18 protein-coding genes, 1 tRNA gene and 1 pseudogene are annotated in these 25070 nt (G+C 69.4%); 12 read left to right on the top strand and 8 right to left on the bottom strand.

Annotated elements, in window-relative coordinates:
- Positions 1-135 precede the first annotated feature (135 nt).
- The 4 genes from AB0C99_RS36410 to AB0C99_RS36395 all read right to left on the bottom strand — a co-directional run bounded on the left by AB0C99_RS36410 (position 136) and on the right by AB0C99_RS36395 (position 3960).
- Complete coding sequence (locus tag AB0C99_RS36410; protein ID WP_362484271.1) at positions 136-1659, bottom strand: family 1 glycosylhydrolase; 1524 nt, start codon at positions 1657-1659, stop codon at positions 136-138.
- Entirely contained in the window at positions 1656-2120 is a 465-nt protein-coding gene (locus tag AB0C99_RS36405) for a PTS lactose/cellobiose transporter subunit IIA (RefSeq protein WP_362484269.1), read from the bottom strand. Before AB0C99_RS36405 ends, AB0C99_RS36410 begins: the two co-directional genes overlap by 4 nt.
- Before the next feature lie 63 nt (positions 2121-2183).
- Positions 2184-3554: a PTS transporter subunit EIIC gene (locus AB0C99_RS36400; protein WP_362484267.1), complete on the bottom strand. Its 1371-nt coding sequence runs from the start codon at positions 3552-3554 to the stop codon at positions 2184-2186.
- 91 nt (positions 3555-3645) lie between these two features.
- Positions 3646-3960 carry a PTS sugar transporter subunit IIB gene (locus AB0C99_RS36395; protein WP_362484265.1) on the bottom strand — a complete coding sequence of 105 codons (315 nt, stop codon included), beginning with the start codon at positions 3958-3960 and terminating at the stop codon, positions 3646-3648.
- Between the two features lie 172 nt (positions 3961-4132).
- Between AB0C99_RS36395 and AB0C99_RS36390 the strand changes: the two genes are divergently transcribed.
- Positions 4133-6139 carry a PTS sugar transporter subunit IIA gene (locus tag AB0C99_RS36390; protein WP_362484263.1) on the top strand — a complete coding sequence of 669 codons (2007 nt, stop codon included), beginning with the start codon at positions 4133-4135 and terminating at the stop codon, positions 6137-6139.
- 130 nt (positions 6140-6269) lie between these two features.
- Here the strand turns inward: AB0C99_RS36390 and AB0C99_RS36385 are convergent, their stop codons facing one another.
- Together AB0C99_RS36385 and AB0C99_RS36380 are read right to left on the bottom strand one after the other, a co-directional pair.
- Positions 6270-8870 carry a glycoside hydrolase family 3 N-terminal domain-containing protein gene (locus tag AB0C99_RS36385; RefSeq protein WP_362484262.1) on the bottom strand — a complete coding sequence of 867 codons (2601 nt, stop codon included), beginning with the start codon at positions 8868-8870 and terminating at the stop codon, positions 6270-6272.
- A gap of 11 nt (positions 8871-8881) precedes the next feature.
- A complete protein-coding gene (locus AB0C99_RS36380) occupies positions 8882-10171 on the bottom strand; it encodes an MFS transporter (protein WP_362484260.1) in 1290 nt (429 codons plus the stop codon).
- Between the two features lie 361 nt (positions 10172-10532).
- On the opposite strand from AB0C99_RS36380, the gene AB0C99_RS36375 reads away from it, so the two are divergent.
- From AB0C99_RS36375 to AB0C99_RS36365, 3 genes are all read left to right on the top strand, one after another.
- Positions 10533-10606: transfer RNA gene (locus AB0C99_RS36375), tRNA-Pro, on the top strand.
- A gap of 3 nt (positions 10607-10609) precedes the next feature.
- Entirely contained in the window at positions 10610-12970 is a 2361-nt protein-coding gene (locus tag AB0C99_RS36370) for a hypothetical protein (RefSeq protein ID WP_362484258.1), read from the top strand.
- A 313-nt stretch (positions 12971-13283) separates the two neighbouring features.
- Positions 13284-14270, top strand: a complete 987-nt coding sequence (locus tag AB0C99_RS36365; protein ID WP_362484256.1) for a deaminase domain-containing protein — start codon at positions 13284-13286, stop codon at positions 14268-14270.
- Between the two features lie 205 nt (positions 14271-14475).
- On the opposite strand, the gene AB0C99_RS36360 is transcribed toward AB0C99_RS36365, so the two are convergent.
- Positions 14476-14904, bottom strand: a complete 429-nt coding sequence (locus tag AB0C99_RS36360; RefSeq protein ID WP_362484254.1) for a nitroreductase family deazaflavin-dependent oxidoreductase — start codon at positions 14902-14904, stop codon at positions 14476-14478.
- Between the two features lie 745 nt (positions 14905-15649).
- Here AB0C99_RS36360 and AB0C99_RS36355 point away from each other — a divergent pair.
- From AB0C99_RS36355 to AB0C99_RS36330, 6 genes and pseudogenes are all read left to right on the top strand, one after another.
- On the top strand, positions 15650-16099 hold the full coding sequence (locus tag AB0C99_RS36355; RefSeq protein ID WP_362484252.1) for a matrixin family metalloprotease: 450 nt from the start codon (positions 15650-15652) through the stop codon (positions 16097-16099).
- Between the two features lie 2 nt (positions 16100-16101).
- On the top strand, positions 16102-16581 hold the full coding sequence (locus tag AB0C99_RS36350) for a hypothetical protein (protein WP_362484250.1): 480 nt from the start codon (positions 16102-16104) through the stop codon (positions 16579-16581).
- 665 nt (positions 16582-17246) lie between these two features.
- Positions 17247-17588, top strand: coding sequence for a ribosomal protein L7/L12 (locus tag AB0C99_RS36345; protein ID WP_362484248.1), 342 nt, complete (start codon positions 17247-17249; stop codon positions 17586-17588).
- 254 nt (positions 17589-17842) lie between these two features.
- Complete coding sequence (locus AB0C99_RS36340; protein WP_362484246.1) at positions 17843-18070, top strand: hypothetical protein; 228 nt, start codon at positions 17843-17845, stop codon at positions 18068-18070.
- Between the two features lie 957 nt (positions 18071-19027).
- Positions 19028-19291 carry a hypothetical protein gene (locus AB0C99_RS36335; protein WP_362484244.1) on the top strand — a complete coding sequence of 88 codons (264 nt, stop codon included), beginning with the start codon at positions 19028-19030 and terminating at the stop codon, positions 19289-19291.
- Between the two features lie 51 nt (positions 19292-19342).
- Positions 19343-20225 (top strand): annotated as a pseudogene (locus AB0C99_RS36330) (IS5 family transposase).
- Positions 20226-20235: 10 nt separating this feature from the next.
- On the opposite strand, the gene AB0C99_RS36325 reads toward AB0C99_RS36330, so the two are convergent.
- On the bottom strand, positions 20236-20949 hold the full coding sequence (locus AB0C99_RS36325) for a hypothetical protein (RefSeq protein WP_362484242.1): 714 nt from the start codon (positions 20947-20949) through the stop codon (positions 20236-20238).
- 997 nt (positions 20950-21946) lie between these two features.
- On the opposite strand from AB0C99_RS36325, the gene AB0C99_RS36320 reads away from it, so the two are divergent.
- A complete protein-coding gene (locus tag AB0C99_RS36320; protein WP_362484273.1) occupies positions 21947-23878 on the top strand; it encodes a hypothetical protein in 1932 nt (643 codons plus the stop codon).
- A complete protein-coding gene (locus AB0C99_RS36315) occupies positions 23878-24447 on the top strand; it encodes a transcriptional regulator (protein ID WP_362484240.1) in 570 nt (189 codons plus the stop codon). The genes AB0C99_RS36320 and AB0C99_RS36315 overlap by 1 nt, the downstream gene beginning before the upstream one ends.
- Positions 24448-25070: the final 623 nt, after the last annotated feature.

The raw sequence follows: 25070 nt of genomic DNA, 5'->3' as shown, positions 1-25070 counted from the left end.
CAAGCAGCTCGCCGACCACGAGGCCCGCCTCGACTCGCTGGAGAAGTCCAGGTGGCCGCTCGCCTCGATCGGCGCGCTCGTCGGCCCGGAGGAATCCGGGGCCCTGACCACGTGGGCGGGTGAGGGGAGGAAGGCTCAGAGAGTCGCGCCGTTGGTGGCGATGACCTCGCGATACCAGGCGAAGCTGTCCTTCTTGCGGCGCTTCCCGGTGCCGTGGCCGTAGTCGTCGCGGTCGACGTGGATGAAGCCGTAGCGCTTGGTCATCTCGGAGGTGGACGAGGAGACGATGTCGATGGGGCCCCAGGGGAGGTATCCGATGACGTCGACTCCGTCCCTGACGGCTTCGCGCATGGCTTCGATGTGGCGGCGGAGGTAGTCGACGCGGTACGGGTCGTGGATGCTGCCGTCGTCCTCGACCGTGTCCTTGGCCCCGAGGCCGTTCTCGGCGACCATGAGCGGGATGTCGTAGCGGTCCTGGTAGACGTGGAACGCGTAGCGCAGGCCGAGGGGGTCGATCTGCCAGCCCCAGTCGGAGGCGGCGACGTGCTCGTTGCGGAACTCGTCCTGGGAGGCGGGCCAGCCGATCGTGTCGGCGAGGCGGAATCCGTCCTGGACGACGGCGGTGGAGTAGTAGCTGAAGGCCAGGTAGTCGATGGTGTGCTCGCGCAGGGTGGCGAGGTCCTGCTTGGTCATGCTGATGTTGATGCCGCGATCCGCGAGGTAGCGGTGGAACCAGGTCGGGTACGCGCCGCGGACCATGACGTCGGAGAAGAGCAGGGAGTCGCGGTCGTGCTGCTGGGCGGCGTACACGTCTGCCGGGGCGGGAGTGCGCGGGTAGACGGTCATGTCCAGGATCATCGAGCCCATGCGCGCGTCCGGGTTGAGGCGGTGTCCGGTGGCGACCGCGCGGGCGTTGGCCACGAGCTGGTGGTGGATGGCCTGCCACTTGGCCTGGTCGAGGTCCTCCTCCTCGTCGGCGAGCAGCCCGAGGGTGAGGAAGGGGTCGGTGAGCGCGGTGTTGATCTGGTTGAAGACGATCCAGTAGGTGACCTTGTCGGCGTACCGGGCCAGTACGGTGCCGGCGAAGCGGTCGAAGAAGCGCAGGACCTCGCGGTTCTTCCAGCCGCCGTACTCGGTCACCAGGTGGAGCGGCATCTCGTAGTGGGAGAGGGTGACCACGGGCTGGATTCCGTGGGCCAGGAGCTCGTCGAAGAGGGCGTCGTAGAAGGCGAGTCCGGCCTCGTTGGGCTCCTCTTCGTCCCCGTTGGGGAAGATGCGCGTCCAGGAGATCGAGGTGCGGAACGCGGTGAGGCCGAGCTCGGCGAGCAGCGCGATGTCGTCCTTGTAGGTGTGGAAGAAGTCGATGCCGAACCGCTTGGGGTACGCATCGGCGGCGGAGGCGAGGCCGGCCTCGACCTCGGCGCGGCTGCGCACGATGTCGAGGTTGGCGTAGTCGGAGGCCGGGACGTAGGGGATCACGTCTTCGACGGACCAGCCGCAGCCGTCCTCCTGCCAGGCGCCCTCGGCCTGGTTGGCGGCGATCGCACCGCCCCACAGGAAGCCCTCGGGGAAGGCGGTGGCAGGGGAGGTAGGAGAGGTAGGGGAAGCGGGGGAGGCAGAGATGTCATCGAGAGTGACGGGGGTGTGAGGAGCGTTCATGCGGAGACCTCCGTGATCTGAGGGATGGCGCTCGCGGCCGCAGCCGGTGTCCGAGCGGAAGTGGAAGTGGAAGCGGATGCGGATGCGGATACGGGAGCGACAGCCGGAGCCGGGCACGGGGCCGGGCCCGACGTGAGGGCGTCCAGCCGGGCCGAGAGACGCTGGAAGAGGCCGATGAGCCGCTCGGCCGTGAGGTGCTCGCTCATCACGGTCATCAGGGTGTCCTGGGCGTGGGTGAACAAGACCGAGTAGACCTGCTGTTCGTCGCGCGCCTCGCCCTGCACGATGCCGGTCTGTACGTGATGGCCCCGGCCGATCTCCGCCTTCGCCTGGGCGAGCAAGCGGCGGGCGGTGTCGAACCTGTCATCCTCGACGGCCGTCAGGGCCTGGCCGATGAGCGTTCTGGCGTCCCCGGCGTGCAGCAGGATCTGCATCGAAGTCTGGGCGAGCCGCTCGTCCATGAAGGGCGTCTCCGATCCGTACGAGAGGGGCGAAAGGGTGGGTGTGGGGAGAGAAGGAAGCCGTCAGGTGTCCCGCCCGGCCGGCAGCGCCCCGGGGGCGTCGGCCGCGGTGGGCGCGGGCGCCGAAAGGCTCTCGGCGTGCGGGGCCTGGGACCTGGCGCAGTCCCGGGCGGCCTCGGCGACGGTCTGTTCGGCCTCCCGGGCGGCGGCCTGCTCGGCCTCGGCCCGCTCCTCGGCCAGGACCTGGCTGTCGTAGGCGCGGAAGAAGGGGAACCAGAGGGCGAGGGAGACGGCCGCCAGGGCCAGGACGAGCAGCGCCCCGGCGATGCCGCTGACCACGAACGCGCCGACCGGGTAGGGCAGGTACCAGAGGGAGAAGACTTTGCCGGGCACCGGTACCAGGCCCGAGTCCAGGGCGAAGTAGGTGAGGCTGGGGATGACGAGTCCGTTGAGCCAGAGCGGGATCATCAGCAGCGGGTTGAAGGCGACGGGGGCGCCGAAGATGACCGGCTCGTTGATGTTGAACAGCGAGGGGACCGCGGTGGCCCGGCCGATCACCCGCAGGCGTTGCGAGCGGGCGCGGAAGCACATCAGGGCGACCAGGAGCAGCGTGCAGCCCATGCCGCCGATCATGGTGAAGCCGACGTAGACGACCTCGTACGTGAAGATGTGCTCCGTCCCGTTCTGCGCGTTCTGCTGGACCGCGTCCATCCAGATCGGGAAGCACAGCGGGAACAGCACCCAGCCGCTGACGCCGAAGGAGTAGAAGAAGATCGGTGCGAAGGTCAGGAGCAGGAACCCGGGGTAGGTCTGCGCGATCGAGGTGAGCGGGTAGAAGAGGTCCACGATCGCCTGGAACGCGTCCAGGTGGCCCACGGAACTGACCAGCCAGCCCGCCGTCATGACGCAGAGGATGGGCAGCAGCGAGTCGAACCAGTTGATCACGAAGCTCGGCAGGGCCGTGTTGTTCTTGAAGAAGCTGAACTTCGCGAACAGATGGAAGGCCGCGGCGATGACGACGCCTCCCACGATCGAGACGAACATGCCGCCCGCGCCGAGCTTGGCGAACTCCAGCGACGCGATGCCGTCGGCGTCGAGGGCCGGTTTGAGGAGGAAGAGGAAGAGCCCGATACCGGTGAGTCCACCGATCATCTTCCGGCTGTGCCCGCCCATCTTGTCGAGAATGCTGAACGGAATCAGGAACGCCGCGAAGATTCCCAGCATCCCGAATGTGTAACTGTTGATGTCGCCGACCGAGGGGACGGCTCGGGTCACTCCCGGTATCAGGCCGACGAGCGTGATGATGGAACCGGCGAGGATGAAGGGGAGCAGCCCCAGCATGGCGGTCTGCAGGCCCTGGACCCAGGCGTTCTGGGTCAGCTTGTTGATGCGCGGGGCGAATTTCTCACTGAGGAAGGCAACTGCTGTGTTCACGCCTGATCTCTCCTTTGAGGAGGCGCTCGGGCAGGGATGTGCTCGGCGAGGGATGTGCTCGGGAGAAGGGTGCCCTCGGGCGGGGAGGTGCTCAGCCGACCGGCCGGGCGAGGGACGAGGCCAGTGCGAAGGCGGCCACGCCGTCGAGGGTCCCGTAGATCTGCTGGCTGATCAGCGCGCACTTCACGTCGTGCGCCGCGGCCTGTGCGCTGATCTCGTCGAACATGTACTGCAGGTGCGGGCCGATGAGGACGACGTCGAGCTCGGGGAGCACGGCGGCCAGTTCGGTCTCGCTGCGTGCGTCGATGGACGCCTCGACACCCGCTTTCTTCGCCGCCTTCCGCATGCGCTGCGCGATGAATCCGCTGGACGCGCCGGAACCGCAGACGATCATGATGCGGAGCATTTCTCGAACCTCCTTGTTCGCGGCGGGACTTTGGTCCGGGACTTCCTTCCCGGGAGCCGTGCCCCTTTCCGGATCCATCGTGCGGAACGCGGTGCGGAGATATCCAACCGCCTTTTTTCCGCAAGGCGGAAAGTCCCTGGTTCCGGTCTGCCGCGTACGGTTGCATGAAGGCGTGAGTACGCGCAGCAGGCAGAACGCCCTCGTGGAGTACCTGCGGCAGGCACGGGGCCCGGTCCCGCCCGCCGAGGCCGCCGACGCCCTGGGCGTCACCCGGCGCAGCGTGCGCGGCTATGTGGCCCGGCTCAACGAGTCGGCCCGCCCGCTCCGCCTGATCACCTCGACGCCGGCCGGCTACCGCATCGACCCCGCGGTGTACGAGACGGCACGTGCCTGGCGCGAGAACGGGGCCGCGAGCGGAGCCGCGCGGAGCGGCGGGGCGACTCCCGACGGGCGCCTGTTCCGCCTCGTACGCCGCCTGACCACCTCACCGCAGGGGGTGGACGTCCATACCCTGGCCGGTCAGTTCTTCATCAGCGACTCGACGCTGGAGGCGGACCTGACCAAGGTACGCCGCCGGATAGAGCCCTACGGGCTGCGGCTGACCAGGAGCGGCCCCACCGTCCGGCTCACGGGCCCGGAACGGGACCGGCGGCGGCTCATCAGCGCCCTGTTCCGCGACGAGGCGGCGGCCGGGTTCCTCTCGTTCGACGCCGTACGCCAGGAGTTCTCCGGGATCGACCTGGGCCCGTTCAAGGCGCACTTGGTGACCGCCTGCACCCGGCAGGGCTACCTCGTCAACGAACTCGCCCTCAACGACGTCCTGCTGCACGTCGCCATCACCCTGGAGGGAGACGACCTCACCGCGCGGGACGGCAGTGGCACGCCCGGAACCACAAGCGCCCCCGACATCCCAGACGCCCCCGACACCCCAGGTGCCACGACACGGCGGCCCCGACAGGAGCAGATAGCGTCCCTGTCACCGATGGCCGACATCGTGGACCGACTCGCCCGCCGGCACTTCGGCGTCACCCTGCCCGCCCTCGAACTGGAGCACCTCGCGCTCCAACTGGACGCCCGCGCCCTGGTCCGCGATGACCAGGAAGGCTCCACGCTCCGCGCGGAGGAACGCGGCCTGGTACGCCGGATCGTGACCGCCCTGGAACGGGAGTACGCCCTGGACCTGGCGGACGAGGAGTTCCTGCGCCGTCTGACCCTGCACGTCCAGCATCTGCGCGACCGGGCGAGATCCGGCCTGTACAACCGCAATCCCCTCACCGCGGCGGTGAAGACGTCCTACCCGCTCATCTACGAACTGGCCGTCTATCTCTGCCGGGAGATCCAGCAGGAGTGGTCCGTGAACTTCTCGGAGGACGAGATCGCGTTCATCGCCATGCACGTCGGCGCGCATCTGCATGCGCGGACGCGGCCCCCGGGAAGGGTGGGCTGCACGCTTGTGTGCCCCGCGCACTACGAGATGGCGCCCCGTCTGAAAACCATCCTGGAGGCGGAGTTCCGCAGGCGCCTGGTGGTCGAACGCCTGGTGACCCGGTTGGGGGAGAGGGACCTCGGCGCCGGGGACGAGCTGGTGATCTCGACGGTGCCGCTCCCCGAGGCGCCCGCGCACACGGTGGTCATCCGTCCCTTTCCCACGACCGGTGACCTGGACGCGGTACGTTCGGGCATCGACCGCGCGGTGCGCCGCCGCGACCGGCGGGCGGCCCGGGAGCGCCTGCTGGGCTTCCTCGAACCGGCCCTCTTCTTCCGCGACCTGGAGGCGTCGGGCCGGGCGGCGGCGATCCGCGTCCTGCACGAGGGGCTCGCCCGGCTGGGCATCGTCGGCCCGCGCCATGTGCGCGAGGTGCTGGAGCGGGAACGGCTGTCGTCGACCGCGTTCGCGGACGGGTTCGCGATCCCGCACGCGATGACGATGACGGCCCGCCGCTCCGCCATCGCCCTGGCGATCAACGAACACCCCGTGGAGTGGGGCGACAAGCGCGTGAACGTGATCGCGCTGATCGCCTTCAGCGACCGGGACCGGGCGGCCTTCCGCACGGCCTTCGAGGAGCTGACGGAGGTGCTCGGCGACCGCTCGGCGGTGCGGCGCCTGGTGACGGAGGCACGGGACTACGCCGGCCTGCGCAGCGCCCTGACCGTACTCCTGGACGAGGGCACGGGCTGAGAGCGTGGGCGAGGGCGAGGGGCGAGGCCGGCGCCGAGCGGACGATCCCCGCCCAGGCCCCCGTCCAGGCCCGGCCCGCTCAGGCCCCCGCCCTGGCGGTGGCGAGCGGCGAGGCGGGAGGGCCGGGCGCTCAGTACAGCTTCTTCACCGCGGTGTTGAGGGTGTTCTTCCACGGGATCACGGGCGGGTCGCCCCAGTAGCTCTGCCACAGGACCAGCGTCACCGTGTCGCCGTCCCGGCCCACGCCCCACAGGTAGTTGTAGTCGGGACGCTCGGTGGCGTTGGCGTCGAAGGTGTGCATCCCCTGAAGGGTGGCGCCCTCCTCGACGTTGATCACCCCGTGATCGCGGTAGGTCGCGGTCACGCCGGGGCGCTGCGGGGCCTGCGCGCAGGCGATGTAGTCCTGCCGGGCCTTGTCCGCGAAGGCGATGGCCTCGGCCTCCGTGGCGAAGACCGCCACCTTCTGCTGGGCGAGCGCGGTCTCCGCTGTGGTGAAGTCCCGGTGCCACACATTGACTTCGGCGGGTTCGGCGGGCCAGCCCACCGCACAGTCGAAGTCGTTGCCCCACCCTCGGGCGGTCGGGTTGGCGCGCCACGACTCGGTCCTCGGCAGGTCGGAGATGTACAAGGTCCCCGGCTGCGGCCGCCACTGGTCGGCGGCCACCGCTTGTGCCGGAGCCACCCCGGCCCCCAGCGTCCCGACCGCCAGCACCGCGGCCCCCACCGATACCGCGCCCCCGCGCAGCCGTGCACGTACCCCCATGGTGTCCCTTCCTCCGTGCGCTTCGATCACCCCGTTCCGCCCCGGACCGGGGCGGACTGCCCTCCACGGTAGGGCGTCATCACCCGTACGGCAGGATCTTTCGGCTGGAATGACCGAGAATGCACTCCTAGGCGGAGCCGCGGCCGGACGGGCGGACCGTCCCGTAGGGGTCCGCCCGCCCGGCCGCGGGGGGGGGTACAGGCTCAGGCCCGCCCCGTACGGGAACACGGGGTTCTCCGTGTCGTTGGGGACGTCGGGGCAGGAGGCCGCCACCGCCGCCATCGAGCGGGGGAGTTCGAAGGGCAGCCGGCCCTCGGGCCTGGCGCGGCCGAACACGACGTCGAGCAGGGCCGCGTCGCTCGCGCCGAAGTCCGCGACCAGGGCCGCCGCGCGCTCCGCGATCTCGGGGATCACGGCCGCCCGCTCCAGGTTGACGCAGACCACCGTCGGCACCGTGTCCAGCAGGTGCAGGATCGGCTCCAGTTCGGCCTCGGAGAACGCCAGGGTCCCCGAGTGGAAGAACGACTCGAACTTGTTGTCGCGCACCTCGTACGGGGTGCGCAGGCGCAGCACGGCCACCTCGGCATCGGCGGGGTCGGCGGCCAACTCGGCGTACGCACGCGCCACTTCCTCGGACACGTTCTCGACGTACAGCGTGGGGCGCCCGGTCAGCGGCAGGGTGCCGGGCGTGTTCTTCAGCAGCGTCAGGGAGCGCCGCTGGGCCTTCGCCCCGGCCGCCGCGAAGTCGGCGCGGCCGACGGTCTCGGCGGCCCGGTCCTCGTCGACGTACGGCGTGTCGAAGAGGCCGAGGGCGAACTTCTGCGTGAGGACGCGGCGCAGCGACTCGTCCAGGCGCCGTTCCTGGATCCGGCCCGACTCGACGAGTTCCACGACGAGTTCGGAGCGGGCCTCGCCGCCGAACTGGTCGCAGCCCGCGTCGAGCACGCGCGCCACCCGCTCGCTCTCGGTGAGGTGTTCGAGGCCCCAGGCGCGGGCGTCGTGGTGCTCGCCGAAGATCTCCGAATCGGAGATCAGGCCCCAGTCGGTGCAGACGATCCCGTCGAAGCCGAGGCGCTCGCGGAGCAGGCCCTGGATGACGCCCTTGTTGAAGCCGAAGCCGACTTCCTCCCAGTCGGTGCCGACGGGCTGGCCGTAGTACGGCATCATCTGCGCGCAGCCGGCGGCGATGGCGGCCTTGAAGGGCTCCAGGTGGTATTCGCGCAGTCCGCCGGGGTAGACCTGCTCCTTGCCGTGCGGGAAGTGCGGGTCCTCGCCGTCCTTCTGCGGGCCGCCGCCGGGGAAGTGCTTGACCATCGCCGCGACCGAGGTGCGGCCCAGTTCGGCGCCCTGCAGACCCTGTACGTAGGCCCGTACGAGCTGCGAGGTGAGGGCCGCGTCCGAGCCGAAGGTGCCGCTCTGGCGCGACCAGCGGGGCTCCGTCGCCAGGTCGATCTGCGGGTGCAGGGCGACCCGGAAGCCGACGGCCAGGTACTCGCGCCGGACGGTGTCCGCGAAGTCGAGGACCAGCTGCGGGTCGCGGGTCGCGGCGAGGCCCAGCGGTTCGGGCCAGGCGCTGAACGCACCCGCGTTGAAGGAGGCGCCCGCGTTGTCCGTGAACGCGTGGCGCGGGTCCGTCGACAGGGTGACGGGGATGCCGAGACGGGTGTCGGCGGCCATCGCCTGGACGGTGTTCTGCCACCGGGCCATGGCGGCCGGCTCGTACGTGCCCAGGAGGTTGAAGTGGGTCATGTGCTGCCCCTGGAGCATGTCCGTGGTGCTCAGGGGGACCATGCCCGGGTCGCCCTTCTCGACGGTGCCGCCGTCCGGGTGCATGGCGAGCATGGTGTGGAAGAGCTGGCCGGCCTTCTCCGCGACCGTCATCCGGGAGATGAGGTCCTCGACCCTCCGCTCGGTCGGGAGCTCCGGGTCCTGGTACGGGTGGCCTTTGTTGCGCACGGTGAACTGCATGATCTGTGGCCTTACTTGACGCTGCGGATGAACTGGACGGCGAACGCGCCGAGCACGCAGGCGATGCCGCCGAAGAGGAAGAGGGCCCCGTAGTTGCCGGTGCCGGCGCCGATGGCGAGGAACACCGGGGCGACGATCGGGACGAGGGACTGGGGGAGCGCGTTGCCGATGTTGAGGACGCCCATGTCCTTGGCGGCCTCGTCGGGGTTGGGGAGCACCGCCGCCGCGAGCGCCACGTCCACCGACAGGTACAGGCCCTGGCCGAGCCCGAAGATCACGATGGCGGTCAGGAAGACCGGGAAGGAGTACGCCGTCGCGATCAGCGTCAGGCCGACGGCGATGAGCAGCGAGGCGCCGAGGACGTACGGCTTGCGGCGTCCCGAGCGGTCGGAGAGCTGGCCGCCGAGGAGCGAGCCGACGACGACCGCGCCGACCATCGCGAGGGTGCCGACGAACTGCTTGCTCGCCACCTCGCCGTCCTGGTAGCCGAGCCGGTCCATCAGGAAGTACGTCTGGTACGAGGTGACACAGGCGATGCCGACGAAGACCAGGAAGCGGCCCGCGAAGTTCCAGGCGAAGTCGGGGTGCTTACGGGGGTTGACCCAGAAGCTGCGCAGGAACTCCCTGAGGGAGTACGGGGCGAACGCGCCGGGCCGGGCCGGCCGGTCCTTCATCACCACGCACAGGGTGACCACACCCGCGAGGCCGAGCAGTCCGGGGATGACGAACGCGAGCGCGAGGTTGGCGCTGAACGCGTTCGCCAGACCGCTGCCCGCGATCATCGACAGCGAGGTCATCATGCCTACGGTGCCGGAGACGCGGGCCCGCTGGCCCTCGGGCACGAAGTCGGGGATGCCCGCGGTGACGCCGGTCATCGCGGCGTTGCCGCCGACCTGGGCGAGGGCCCAGCCGAGCATCAGCATCGGCACGTTGCCGCCGAGCGCCACGACCAGGAGTCCGGTGAGGGCGACCAGCATGCCGCCGATCAGCCAGGGCCTGCGGCGGCCGAGCCGGGACGTGGTGCGGTCGGACAGGCCGCCGACCACCGGGTTCGTGATCATCGCGAGGACCGCGCCGAGCGAGAGGACCTGGCCGAGGGCGGCGCCCCGGCCTGCCTCGGGCACGATCTGGGCCACGCGCAGGGCGAGCGTCACCATCACCGGCGTGAGCAGCGTGATCATGACGCCGAACTGGGCGAAGGCGAGGCCGAAGACCAGCTTCCCGGAGGCGGGTTCCTGGGGTTCGGGCGGGGCGGGCGCCGGGGCTCGGGTGTGCGGCGGGGCGTCGTGGATGGCGGCCATGGCGGCTCTCCAGGGGGCGGGGGCGGCTCCGTTGCCGACCCGTTGCAGTCACCGTAAGGGTGAAAAGCGAGTGGGTACTAGGTTTTGGTGCGCGGTCCGGTCGACAGGCCGCAAGAGGTGACTTGAGACTCGGACGCGAGGGGTCGCATGGAACGAAGAAAGGGACGAAAGCCCTCTGGATCCAGGGCCTGCGGTGTCCGGCGACGTACGTGCGGGGTGCTCGGGGCGCGCGGGGTGTGCGGGGCGCGCAGGGTGTGCCGGGCGCGCGGGGCGTGCGGGAGGGCGGCGTCACGGGAGTCCACGAACGACACGAATTCCATTTGTCGGAAACTCGCCGATCCGCCTAAGGTCTGGGCATCGACGGCGTGTAGCTCAGTCAGACAGAGCGCCGGGCTAGGGACCCGGAGGGCGCAGGGGCGGAACCTGCCACGTCGGCTTATGGACGAGATCGCTGACCAGCAGCTCCCGACACCGATCCCCGACCCCGCGTACGCCGCCGCCCAGCTGGACCGCGCGCTGCGCACCCACCTGACCCACCCGGATTCAGGCGCCCGCGACCGCGCGCGGGGCCGGATGCGGCAGTGGCGGCAGGTGCTGACGGGGATCGCGGACGGCGACCTCACCATCGGCTCCCGTACCCCGGTGGCCGGTCTCCCGGCCTGGGTCACGCCCGAGATCGTGCGCGGCGGCTTCGCGACCGGCGACCCTGAGGCCGGCGGCCCGCTCACCGCGTACGAGCAGGAGGCCGCCCGGCGGGCCGGCGTGCCCGCCACCCGGGCCGCGCTCTTCACCCACGCCCTCACCGAGGAGGGCCTCGGCCTGCTGTGGGAGCTGCTGGACAGCGGCCGTTACGAGGCGGCGCTGCCCGAGGAGACGGCGCTGCTCACCGTCGCCTGGCTGGTACGGGCCGGGGACGTCGAGGCCGCCGCGTCGCTGGTGGCCGAGCTCCGGCCGTACGCGGACCGCCTCCGCTTCCTGCCCCGCCCCGCCGACCGCGGGGCCGCCGCGCCCGGCGCGATGCACCGCCGTACCGTCGGCGAGGTCAGCGCCGACCTGAGCGCCCGCCGGCCGAAACCGGCCGTCGAGGCCCAGCGCGAGGCGCTCGCCGTCTGGCGCCCCTTCGACGACGAACTCCTCACGTACTGGCTGCGCCACGCCCTCGACCCGCCGGACATCGAGGGCGGCACCCGCACGCGTACCGCGTCCGAGGAGCCGGCCGGCCGTTCCGACGCCGCCGCGCTGCTCGCCCGGTACGAGGAGCTGGCGGCCGCTCACCCCCTGTGCGGCAAGCACCGCGACCCGAAGTCGAACACGGGCATTCTGCGCTGTGCCCTGGAGGACAGGGCGGCGGGGCGGCCCGTGCAGCCGCGACTCGCCGGGCTGGTGCGTCACGCCGTGACGTCGATGGTGGCCAAGCGCGGCCTCCCGGGCTCCGCCGAGCACGACGCGCTGCGCCGGACGCAGGCCCGCCAGGCCGCCGCGCCGTCGCACGACCGGATCGCCGCGCTCGTCGTACGCCGCCTCGCGGACCTGGACCAGCGGGCGGGAACGGCCGACGTCGACGCACCGGTGGTGCCGGTGACCGCCCCCGAGGCCGCCGCGACGGGCTTGCCGACCGGCACGGCGATCCCCGCGCGGCTGCGGCGGACCGTCGGCTCGGCGCTGAGCGCCCCGCTGGAGACCCTGGTCGAACGCGGCCTCGTGCCGTCCGCGGAGGTCCTCGCCACCCTCGTACCGCAGACGGTGGCGGAGGCCACGGCCCGCCGGTTCACCGACCCCGCGCTCCGCACCCTCGCGGCGGGCACGTACCGCGCCTTCCGCAACCGCCGCTCCCTGCTCCTCGTCGACCTCCGCCACCAGATACGCGTCGACGAACTCCCCTGGGTACGGGCGGTCGCCGGGCACGGCACCGACGCGGACGCGGCCGACCGGGCCCGCTCGGCGGCCGGCGCCGCGCTGCGCGAGCTCGCGGAACTCGCGCTCGACGCGTTCCCGGGCACCCTGCTGCCGAACGCGCTGGTGCGCGAACTGTCCCAGCTGGCACGGCAGGCGGACCTCGACGCAATGTTCGTGGAGGAGCTCGCGGCGGACATCTTCATGGGCCGCTTCACCGGCAAGTTCCTGGCTGCCGCCGGCACGGCCGCCGAACTCCTCGATGGAAGCCTGTACGCCCGCTACTACGGGATCGACTGCGCGTCGATACGCGACCTGGCGGCGGCGGAGGCGGCGGCGACGACGGAGAAGCGCGGCCCCAAGGATTCCGGCGCGTTCGCCAACCTCTGCGCCGAACGGGCCCGCGACTCCGCCCCGCCGGAGATCCGTGCCGGCCACGGCACGGCACCCTGGTGGGGTTCGCCGGCAATGAACGGCACCGTGATCGAACAGGCCCAGATCCTCACCACCCACAACCTGGCCGTCCTCGTCCGGCACGCGGGCGTCACGCCGCCCGCCGGCTGGGAGGCACTGGCCCGCGCCTCCTTCGTCACGGTGTGCGGACTCGTGACCCGCGCGCACGGGCAGCGGCGCCCCCTGGCCACGGTGAAGGACGCGGCGTACGCGTGGCGGCAGATGCTGTTCCACCTGTCACTGTGCCCGCCCGACCGGCAGAAGGCCGCGGTGGAATGGCTGGCCGCCGAAACCGCCCGCCAGCCCTGGCACACGTCCGCCCGCCTCGCCCCGGCGATGGCCGGTCTCCGACTGGCGGCTTCGGGCGGCACGTTCGAACCGGACGGCACGGCCAAGGACGCCCCGGCCCGCCGGTTCCTGGGCTGGAGCGTGGGCGATCACTGGATGCTGTGACGTACGGACCCGGCGCGCGACGTATTCGACCACGAGCTGCATCACCATCACCTGGTGATGCAGCTCGTGGCGGTGGGCGGCGACCCGACGGGGACGGCGAGGGTGTCCGGGAGCAGTGTCTGGCTCCGGGGCCCGATGTGACGGCTCGGAGCGAGGACGCGGCCATCGGTGGCCTCGTTCCGGAAGGCTCGCGTCCTAACTCCCTCCCCGCCCTCTCCATGCACCCGCCACGCCCCCACGACCGGGATTGCATGACCGGCCGGAGGGGAAGGCCGCCCGTACATCCCGTGACGGAGTGGGGGGAGCTCGACCCATGACCACCGCCGCATTCACGAACAAGGCGACGCTGACGTACTCGATCACCTTCATCGGGTATCCCGACCTCGACGGAGAGTTCCAGAGCGTCTCGCACCAGGCGCTGCGCGGAGACAACTACTACAAGGACATACCCGAGCCCGCCGAGTGGACCGGCGCGCTCAAGGGCCACCAGCACGGCAAGGACGCCGAACGCCAGGTGGTGAACCTCCTGGCCGACAAGATCTACCGCCACCTGGGCTGCAGAAGCACCGCCGACTACAAGGACCGCATCGGAGCCGTCCGCAAGGGCACCGTGGACCTGTACTCCGACATGGGCCCGTGCCACTCCTGCCGCAAGGTGATCAAGGACTTCCGCCAGGACTTCCCGGCCCTGACCTTCCGGATCCGCTACCGCAACGCCGTACGCGGCGGCGGCTCCGGGGCGCTCCTGGAGGCGGGCGGCGGCCTGTTCGGGGCCTACGGCATCGGCGACGCGGCGCAGGGCGCGGACGAACTGTGGGTCAAGGTCCATCCGGGCAGCCCGATCGCCGCGGCCACCGCGGGTTTCGTCGTGAAGTTCGCCGGCGGGAAGGCAGGCAAGCAGTACACGGGCGGCGCGACCGGCATCGACCAGCAGCCCCACACGTCGTACCTCTACCCGGCACCGAGCGGCGGATCCGCCCTCCTCGACGAGGTGACCGCCGCCCTCGACGGAATCGCCCTGAACCTCAGCAGGCAGATGGTCCCCGAGTCGCTGATGCGGCCGCAGGCATTCCGCCAGTGGCTGCAGGGGATCGAAAGCGGCAGCGTCCACCTCGACTGCGAACGCGGCCCGGTGAGGGAGGGCAGGATCGCCGTGGCCGCCTTCATAAAGGACTTCCCGAAGCTGTCCGTCGAGATCGTCTACCCGGGCCCGGCCGCGCAGTCCGACGGCTGCGGCTACACCGACGCCGGCTCCCAGGGCGACGGCACCTGGCTGAAGCGGTTCCCCGCGGCCTCGTAACCGGCCGGCACCACCGCCCCGACGACACGCGAGGCGACATCCACGATAGTCATCCTGACGTCTCCTCGAACCGGGGGTGGAGCGGTTGATGAACCCCCGGTTCGAGGGCCCTCGACTCCGCCGAGGACGGTTCGAGAGCCACCTGAGCCACCTTGGTCACCGAGCAACTGCGCCATGCCGCCGCCGTTGATCGGAGAGACGCCCTTCAGGCCCGACGGAGTTGAAGCACGGGGATGGTGCGGATTCCCGCCGTCTTGGCTTCGTATTCGCCGAAGCCGGGTGCGCGCCGAACCTGCTCGGCGTAGATGCGGGCCCGTTCGGGGCCGGTGATTTCAGTGACGCTCACCTGGTAGGTCTCGGTCCCTCGTTCGATGGTGCCACGACCGGCCTGGACCAGATTGTGGTACCAGCTCGGGCTCGTCGACGCTCCGCCGTTGCTGGCGAAGACGTAGACGCTGTTCGGGTCGAGTTCGTCCTCCAGGCACACGACCGGTGTGACGTACTCCTGCCCGCTCTTACGGCCCCGGTGATGGAGGAGAACAAGGACAGCCCCCTCGAAGGGCCCGCCCACCCTGCCCTCGTTCGCCCTGAACTCGGCGACGATCCGCTCGTTGAAATCGTTTGTTCCGCTCATGTCGCACTCCCTGTCTCTCGCGATCCTTCGCGTTCGGTGCCGGATCGCGCCGGTCGTGGTCGGCTCCGGACGGTGATCTATACGCCCGCACCGAGCGTAAGCCATGGGACACAATGCGTGTCGTCGCTTCGTGGGGCGGCTCCCTCAGAGCGCCATCACATCGCGACAACAGAGCCCGTAGGCCCGGACCCGGAACCACTGCCCGGGCCTCGCGAGGGTCGAGGAGATGAGGGTGCCCGCCGAAGGCACTGCCGCAGTTCTCCGGCGATGTGGGCCGACTGTCCCGCCGGGACCTGCGCCACACGCGAGCGGGGATCAGCCGGCATCTGGGTTGAACGAAGGAAACACGCTGCTGTTGCTGTCGTGCGTAGTCGCGATTCGTTCCGTTGGGGGGGCAATCGGGCACGTCGATCTGCTCTCCCTGTCCTAACGGTAGGAGCCCTCAGCGGCCCCCGGCGTGAGTGTCAGGGCTGCTGGCACCACACCTGGCCGGTGCAGATGATGGCGTTCACCCGCCGGCCGGGCGGTCGTTGTCCCGTTGGCACGCGGTCCACGCTTGTGGGTGATCGGCCAGGGCGTCACGGGCGGCTATCGTCCGGTTTTCATGAGGACGAACCTTTTGGCCCTGTCGGCCGCTTCGGCGGCGGCGATCCTCTTGGCCTTGGCTCCACCGGGTCAGGCGCGGGCGGCAGCGGCGCCGCACCGATGCGAGGACGGAGCGTCGGACTCGCGCGGCCGGTCGTCCGTGGACGGCGACGAGATCACCTGGGACGACGAGTCGAAGTTCGATGACGCCCGCACACACGCCAACAAGGTCTGGACGGCGGGCACGCTGAAGAAGATCAAGATCAGGGCGGACGGGGCGACCTCGTACGCGGATGTGGAGTGGCGCGACGCCAACAGCGTGTCGGGGGAGTGGCTGGACGTGTACGGGAAGTGGAACGCGCGCCACGGCACCGACTACCTGCTGCTGAACCGGGCGTATCTGGACGACGGCAAGAGGCTCGGGGCGGCCGAGCCCCGCAGACGGGTCGCGGCGCACGAGCTCGGGCACGCGCTCGGGTTCTGCCACAAGGACTACGGCACGGGCATGTACCCGTCGCTGATGTGGGCCGACTACGACCACATCACGGGCAAGAGGATCAGCAGCCCGACCGAGAACGACGTCGACGCGTATCACGCACTCTGGGGATGATCATGGGCAAGTCGAAGTTGGTGCCGGCGGCGGTCGCGGCTGCTACCGGCGTGCTGGCGGTGGCCGGGTGGCTGGGCTTCAGATGGATGGAGGAGCCGCTGGCCGGACACGTCGTGCGCGGATACGACGCGACGGTCCCGGCGAGTACGGCACCGCACACGCTGAACGTGTTCACCGGACGGGTGCGGGCCTTCGAGGAGCGGCGGGAGATCGAGGGCTGGACGCAGGACGTCTACCGGGTCGACGTCGCGACGGTCCTGCGGGGCAGCGTGCACGGGACGGTGCGGGTGACGTACGGGCTGGACGCCGGAGTGACGCCCCGGCTGAAGGACGGCGGCACGTACGTGTTCGCTACCAACGCGTGGGCGGACCCCGCCAAGGACGGACACGCGCACCTCTTCGAAGGCGCGATGCGGCCGGTGGACGACGACCAGCTCTCGGTGTGGCGGAGCGCGGCCGCGCTCCCGCTGGCGGCGCGGTAGTGGAGTTGGGGTGCACTTTGGTCGGTGAGATGTGCTCCGTCGCCTTGGCTGGCGAGGAGTCGCCCTCCGCTCGGATCGTCGACCGGGACGTCGTGGACGACTGGCGCGCCCCGGACCACGCCTGAGATGCCTCTGATCAGCGCCCTTTACATGCTGGCCGCCCCGGTGACTACCGTCGCCGCTGACTCGCTCCTTCCGCGAAGGCCCGCCGGTCATGGGGTGCCCTTGATGACGAGTAAACCGACACGGAGCGCCGCTGCATGCACTCTGCCCGGCCAGGTCCGCCCTTCCGTTCCTGTTGTTCCGGTCTCGTCTACGGCCCCCCAGCCGGCCTCGCTATGGCCGTGTCCCTTTGGACTTCACGTTGATCGGACCACATGCGAGGGTAGCGGCCATGCTCAGGCTTGATCACCGTCGCCGGTCCTTCAGGTTCACGTTCGGGCTCGTCCCGACGGGCTTCGCAGCATGCCTGGAGACAGACGGCTCGGGCCTGGAGCACGCCTTGGCGGATGAGGCGACGCTGTGTGGCATCCCCCGGCGCGGGGTGACGGCATATCGGCGTCTGTTCATCGAGAGGAGGTCAGGGAGGTGTTCGGTCTGTCGGGTGAGGGCAGTCGACGCCTCGTCCAGGTCCTGAGCCAGCTTGAGGCCGCAGGGGAGCGAGTGTGGAAGAGCCAGGATTCCGAGTCCTGCTGATGGACGCAGGAGGCAGGGAGACGGAGGTGACCCGTGCGATCCGAACGGTCACCGGCCTCAGTCTCTGGAACAGCAAGCTTCTGCTGCACAGTACGCCTGTAGCTGTCACAGAACCCGACTGGCTCGAAGCCGCCCAGGAGGCGGCAGGAGTCCTTGAGGCTGCCGGTGCCCACACGGCAGTGCTCTGCGACTGGTGCGACCGCACCATCACGCCGGAGACGGGCCCGCTTGACCCAACCCCGTGCAGCGGCCCATGGCCTCCCGCGACCTGTCGGGCAAGCGGCCCGTCACAAGGCGGGCGGACGACCTGACAGTGGCCGTCGTAGAACTCCACCTCGCGGGGTTGATCGCAATCCGAAAGGTTCAGCAGGAACCGCCGGTCTGTGTCCTCGCCCGCGTACTCGGTGGAGAGTCGTCGCAGACACGGATGGCTTCGCCGCCGCTCCCATGCCGTCGACACCCCATCCGTAGAGTTCGTGTACCTGGCTCATGAACCAGTCGGCCCCCTCGTGTGCGCCGAACGGATCGGCTTGTTCGGGGGCGGCGGCGAGACGATCATTCGGTGATGAGACCCGAAGTGCAGACGTTCGTTGCCGATGGACCGCTTCCCGATTGGGACGCGAGCGAGGATGAGATCGACCGGCGTGAACGCCAGCTGACCGCCATCTCCCGCCCTGTCACGTCCGAAGAGGCCGCCGCCCTGGCCACCTGCTTGGGCCCCGACGACTGCTACGGCGTCGCCTGGACGCTCGTGCACCTGATCGAGACGGCCCCGAATCCGGTGCCGCGGTAGGAGGATCCGGGTCCGGAGGCTGGGGACTGGGCCGAGGTTCTGCGTGGGCGATGGGGTGGTGGACCCCCTGCCGCTTGACGGCCCACATACATGAGGCGGTAACCGCCCAGTGGGCATTCTCGCCGATCGGAAACGTGATCGACCAGAGCCAACTTCTCAGGGAGGATCCCAACAGCCCCCATGATGCTGAGGAGATCCCTGTGATCACACAAGGAGTGCAGGTCACAGGCCGCTGCAGTGCTTGCGGAGGTACCACGACCTGCGATGTCGGTCAGTTCTTCGACCGTGGCCTGCTCTGCTGGGGTGTCGAAGGGCGATGCCTGGACTGCCCGAACGGGTGGTGCGAGGAAGACAGCGGCCCCGTGACGCCCGAGAGCATCCGACAGGCTCTGCTGCGAGTGCATGGACCAGCACGGCTTCGCCTGCCTGGAGTCGTACCTAGCCTTGTTCCCGTGCTGCAGGCCCTCCGCGGGGCACGGGAACTGTCCCTGGGTGAAGCACGAGCGCAGGCGACGCAACTCGCTGAAGTCGGCCTTATCGGCACGCTCGTCGAGATGGAGGTTCTCGCGGTCCGCCTTCGGGGACGAGCCATCTCAGTGATCGTCGAACCGGCACCGTAGCCCCTCAGGACAGCATCCGCATGGCTTGGCAGGGACATTGAAAAGGCTGTGCAGGCAGAGTCGGACGAGGAGGTTCTCGACGCCCACGACCTCCGCCGACAACTTGCTGCAGCCGAGAAGCAGATCACTGAACTCCACCGGCGGCTAATCGCGTCAACCCACAGCTACCGCCTCGCTCCACCATGACAACCAGATGCTGCGGACCGCAGACGACGGCAAGCACGGTCGTTGTGCTCTCATCGCAACCGCGGACCGGCTGATGAGCTTCGTGATGCATGAAAGCCGCCGATATGGCCCCGGTCGTTGATCTGTCGTATGCATCAGAGAAGATGCCGCCGTGAAGGACTTCGAAGAGTTGATCAACCGGGTTGTAGCTGCTTCGGCGAGTGACCTGCTTCAGCCTCCGATTGCCGCCGCAGAGCTGGCCAAAGCCGAGCAGAAGCTGGGCTTTCATCTTCCTCCTCTGCTCGCCACGCTCTACCGGAAAGGCCAGGCCGAGGGCGGGCTCAACGCGTGCCGTGCTCGCGTGCCCGAGGGAGGCGTCGTCCGTTCGCCCCCGCTCTCAGGGGCCCGGCCCTGGTTCCCGCTCGGCTACGCCTAGGTTCTGTCCGGCGGATCAGGTGATCGCCTCGCGTGGAGCATTGTGTTTCTCGTGGGACGGGGTGATCTTACGGACGACGAGTGGGTGCAACTGGCACCAAGTCGTCCGAAGACCGGTCACCGCGGCGGGCGTTAGGTCGATCACCGGATGGTGATCAACGGGATCCTTTTCCGGGTCCGCACGGGCGTCCAGTGGCGGGACCTGCCAGCCCGGTTCGGGAGCTGGAAAACAGTCTACGAGCGTCACCGCCGATGGTCGGCGGACGTCACTGGGAGAGGATCCTCCAGGCCGTCCAAACCGAGGCCGACTCCCAGGGGCGCATCGACTGGAGCATGGTGAGCGTGGACTCCACCTCGTGCCGGGCCCACCAGCACGCCGCCGGTGCACCGCGTGCCGAACACCCCGGATCCCGAAGCGGAGATCAACGCCTCGGCAGCACCGCCTCGACGAAGGACTCGGCCGGTCCCGCGGCGGTCTGACCTCCAAGATCCACCTCGCCGGCGAAGGAGGCCGCCGTCCACTGGCCATGCTGATCACGCCGGGCCAATGGGGCGACAGCCCACAGCTGATCCCGGTCCTGGAACGCATCAGTGTCAAGCGCCCAGGTGGCGGCCGCCCGCGCACCCGCCCCGACTACCTCGGCGGCGACAAGGCGTACAGCTCCCGCCGAAACCGCCGCTACCTGCGCAGACGCCAGATCAAGCACACCATCCCGGAGCCGAAGGACCAGCGGGCCAACCGCCAGCACCACGGCAATCAAGGAGGCCGGCCCGCGGGCTTCGACACGGCGATGTACAAGTGCCGGAACGAGGTCGAGCGCACGATCAACCGGCTCAAGCACTCCAGAGCCATCGCGACGCGGTACGACAAGCGCGCCTACGTCCTCCACGGCACCGTCACTGTCGCGTCGATACGCCTGTGGCTCAGGCCCTGAACTGCCGCACCTACAACAGACCCAGGACGGAGGCGCTCCACCCGAGGGCCTCGGGTGTGTGCCAGCGGGGTCGCTCTCGCGTCCCGGCCATGGCCCGGCCCGCCGCGAACGCCTGCTGATGGGCCGGCTGATGTTCCTGGACCCTCCTCCAGAGCGCCTGCGCCTGCGGGTGGTGGCCGGTGCTGACGAGGAACTCGACCAGATCCTGCGCGAACCCCCACCCGGTGAGAAGAGGATCAGGAGCTGTCCGCGTGATCTGCTCGGGATCGGCGGTACTGGCGAACCATGGGAGCGCGGTGTCACGAAGGTGAGCTGCGAACTGCTCCAGCTTCGTCGGACGCTCCTCGGGCCGGGTGAGCACCACGAAGTGCTGACCGGGCGTGTCAAGGAAGCTGGAGGCGCAGACGATCGACTCGACGGATTCGGGTCGGCGAACGGTCAGCTCGGGGTTGGCCCGACGCCACCTGCCCAGGCCGTCGTCGAAGACGGTCAGGCTCGTCACGGTGAACTTGATCAAGTGTCCCGATCGGTTCCACTTGCTCTTCTCCAGCTGGAGCACCTCCCGGCGAACCGAGTCCCGGCGCTCCAGCGAATGCCGAGACCTGACCCACCCGAACCCGTCGAGCATCCCAGCCAGGCAAGCGGCCCCGGCATGGACAACATCGGCTGGCCTATCGGCCTCAATCAGGCGGGTGATCAGGTCATCAGGCTGCGTCGAGGTCACCTCGCACATGATGCCGCACGAAGATCCGCCGGACAGAACCTAGTGGGGCGCGTGTTGGGCGGAGTTCGAGGCAAGCCGCGCGCAGGCGTACCGCCTCGACTTCGCCCGCAGCCTTACCGCCAACCATGCTGCTGCGAACGCCGAGGTGTCTCGCACGCGAGACACCGCTGTCACCCGGGCCGTACTTTGATTACGGCCTCTTCGAATCTGCCCTGCTCGCCGCCCAACGCCCGGCGGTCACCTGATACCTCCACCGCACCGCCCGGGCCGCGCCCGTATGGCGCTCTCTGACTCCGCCGCCAATGATTCGACGCCATTGCCATCCAGGCGGAGCTCCACGCCCCGGACCGCGCCCCGGTTGTCATCTCCGGCGACTCTGAAGCCGGTTGAGCCGTTCCCGGCTACAGCACCGGGCCGCGGCCGCGCCAGTGCGTTTACGACGTCGAGCGTGTCCGGCTCGTGTACGGGGATATCGCGTTCAGGACCGTCGTGGTGGTCGCCTTCACCGTGGTGTAGCCGCCGGTGGCTCCCGCCCGATGTTCGTGCTGCCTCGCTGCTCTCCGCGCACGCGTGGATGGTTCACAAGTCAGATGGCTATGGACTCCCGTACTACCGCACCGGGCTATCGCCGTCGGGCACGAATTGCCTCCGCTCGGGCCGCGCAGCAACTGTGCCGCGCTCTCATGGGTGAGGCCGTGCCATGCATGGTGGGGACGGCCGTCAGTGGGAGTTGATGGGCGTGCAGTCACGCCCGCAGGCCGTGACATCCGTGGCGGCGCTGGATGCGGCCGGCCGTGACATTTCCTCGGTCCCAGGCGAGTACCGCCTGGGACCGCCGTCGCGGACGTTGCCTCGGCGAGCTCGCACACCGCGACATCGCCGTTCGGCAGGACTCACGACAAGCCCGTTCATGCACGCCTTCATCGTGGGGACGCCTTGATCCCCCTGCGTTCGTCCGGAGCTCATGGAGGCCGCCAGTGGAGATGCTCTGGTGGCCATGGGAATGGGCCTCGTGGCGCCGGTGTGCGTCGTGCGGGCGTTGCCGAGCGCACTCAAGCGCCAGGCCGCGGACTTCGCCGGCTGGCCGTTCGAGTGGGCGATCGGGGCCGGGGTGTACTCGGCGGAGTCCCTGGCCAAGTGGCGGCGTCTCCACCGGCGCCTGGCCAACGCGTACGGCGCGCACGTCGGCGGTGTGGCCGGCACCATCGCCGGGATGCACGCGGCCTGGGTCGTCGGCGCGCACATCCTCGGCGAGGTCATCGAGATTCCCGAACTCGCCCAGGCCGCAGACGCCGCCGCGCGCGAGCTGCTCGACGCGGCCACGGTCTCGGCGGTCGCCGCGCACCTTCCGGCGGGTCACCGGCTGTGGGACGCGCTCGACGCCGCGCGGGTTGCCCCCTTGGACTTTCCGGATATTGAGCGGGTGCCGGGGATTCTCGAAGGTGAAATGCGGTCGCAGATTCAGGGCTTCACGAGGAAAGACCAGTTGTGGGTTCTGCCCGCTTGTCTGGAAGTAATCGCGCGGAAAGCCGATATCGAGAACGTGTCAGCGTGCATCGCGGACATGAAGAACCGTGGGGTGCTTATCACTGCTGACGGGAAGAACGACCGGAAGCAGATTCCCCGCCCGCTGTGGGGGTTCACCAAGCGGCTTGCCTCGCGCATGTACTGCTTCTCTGTCTCCAAGGCTGAGGAGGCGTACGGCGGTCCGGAGGAAGACGAGGACCAGGAGCAGCAGGAGCCCGGCGGCCAGGGCGTGACCGATGGCCAGGACCGGGTGACCGATGGCGTGACCGACGTGACCGATGGCGTGACCGATCGCCAGCAGGGCACCTTCCAGGCCCTGCTGGAGGCGGCCGACCTCGGGATGCCGAAGGATCCCAGGAACGAGGGATCGAAGGATCCCAGGAACCTTGCAGCCCAGCAGCAGGAAGGCACGGCGGTGCCTGGGCAGCGTGAGGAGCGCCGTCCGGTGCAGGCGCCGGCCGAAGTCCCGGACCTCATCGGTCACGCCGTGAGCGACGCTCTGGGGGCGCACGGCGGGGACGTCGAGGCGGCCACCGCGGCTCTGGTGAAGCGCGCCATCCCGGACGCCATGAAGCTGCTGGACGTCTGCCGCACGGGCGCCCGGTACGAGCACACCTCGTACCTGCCCATGCTCGACGTCCTCAAGAAGACCTCGTCCAAGGGCTCTGACCAGATCTGGGAAGCCCGGCCGAAGTTCATCCGCAAGGACCTGATTCGCAAGGGCCCCCGTCAGACGGTTACTGCGCTGGATATGAACGGCGCCTACCTCTCCGCGCTCAAGACGCATCTGCCGATTGGCGCGTTGCAGCACAGCACCGATGGTGAGCACAATCCGCGCCGTTCCGGAGTTCACCTCGTGACTCCGCCGGAGTGGAATCACCCGGAGCTTCCCAACCCCCTCGGCGACCGTGAGGAACCGGGCCAGGTTTGGATTACCGAAGCGACGCTGCGTCTGCTGCTCCGCCTTTCGACGGAGAAGTACGGTCGGCTGTGTGAGGCTCCGGCTATCCACGAGTCGTACACCTCGGGCGCGAGCGAGAATCTTCTGGAGAAGTTCCGGCGCACTCTGCGGGACGCGCGAGAGGCCGCTATCGCTTCCGGCGACGAAGTGACCCTGGAATACGTGAAGTCGATGTACTCCAAGTTCGTTTCCACCATCGGTGAGTCGAACGCCAATCACGACATCCGGCGCCCGGACTGGATGCACATCATCCGGTCTCAGGCTTTCTCGAACCTCTGGATGAAGGCAATGAAGGCCCACAATTCCGGGCTGACGATTGTTAAGATGGCGGGCACCGACGAATTGCACGTGGTCGGTGACTGGCAGCAGGTCTTTCCCGAGGGCCGGGGAGTTTCCCAGGTGAAGGTGAAGGACGAATACGAGATCGGGGAGGGTGAGTAATGCCGGGCAGGGTTCACGACTTCGGCAAGTACGGCGCCCGCGGCCTCAAGTCCAGCTTGGCCGTCGCCATCCAGCTCGACATCCTGGCCGCCGGCATCGCATCCCCCGTGGACAGCGAGCGCGGCCTGGCCGCCCGCCTCCGCTACCTCACCGCCTCCCCGGGCGGCTACGAGGCCATGGAGCGCGCCGGGATCTCCGTCAGCGTCCGCACCCTCATCGGGTGGCTGGCAGAGACGCAGACGCCCAACAGGGCCAACCTGAACAAGATTGACGACGCCTATTGGGACTACCGGCGCCGGAACATCTCCAAGGACCTCCTTAAGCGGCTCAATGCCAATGGCGGCACCCGCGTGGAACTCTCGCCGCTGGATCAGTCCGGGGTGCGTGCCTCACGTCAGCGCGATATCACGCACCGGTCCCTGAACATTCGGCGCTGGGATGAAATCGTGGCGTGCTGGGCCGAGGACGACATGGACGGCCTGGAAGACGAATGGTGCGACTGGCTCATGGACATCGGCACCGACTGGGGCGAATACCACTACGTGAGCGCCGTGGGATTCTCCGCGTAATCGGCGCTTAATCCCAGGTTCAGCGGGCATCACAGCAATAAACGGGTGGAAGTGGTCGGCGCGGGAATAACCGCGTCGGCCACTTCTGCTTGCGCGGGCCCTTTCGGGCCGCTATCCTTTTCAACAATTCCCCTCGTGGTGTAGACCACTTGCCCGGACCGGGTCGGATCACGTACCGTGACAATCACCGGCCCCCGCACCCCTCTTGACGCCCGTTCACCGCGCCTACACACTGTGAGCGTTGGCCAGGGCAGAGGCCGCGCGGAGCGTGGCCGGCACCCCCGCACCGACCGCGCACCGACCTGCACCGACCCCGCACCGACCCGCACCGACCATGGTCGGTGCGGCTTGCACCCCCTCTGACCTGCGGTGCACCGACCGCACCGACCGCACCGACCAAAATCCGTCGATGGCACCCCTAAGCAGCATTCGCCGTGACGTTCCGTCACGACCGGGCCACCTTCGGCGCCCCGCGGGGCGGAGCCCCGCAGCCACTGTCCGTCACGTAGTGACGGCGCGTCGCGGCTCCGGAGGCCAGGAGACTCAGCCTGCTGATGCCCCGCACGGATCTGCCGTGTGGGGCATTGCAGACGACGAAGGAAGCCGTCCGCCTCGATGAGGTC

The organism is Streptomyces sp. NPDC048659 (assembly GCF_040650575.1).
In the GTDB taxonomy this organism is placed as follows: domain Bacteria; phylum Actinomycetota; class Actinomycetes; order Streptomycetales; family Streptomycetaceae; genus Streptomyces.
Note: the sequence above shows the minus strand (reverse complement) of the source record. Positions and strands in the feature narration are given on the sequence as shown.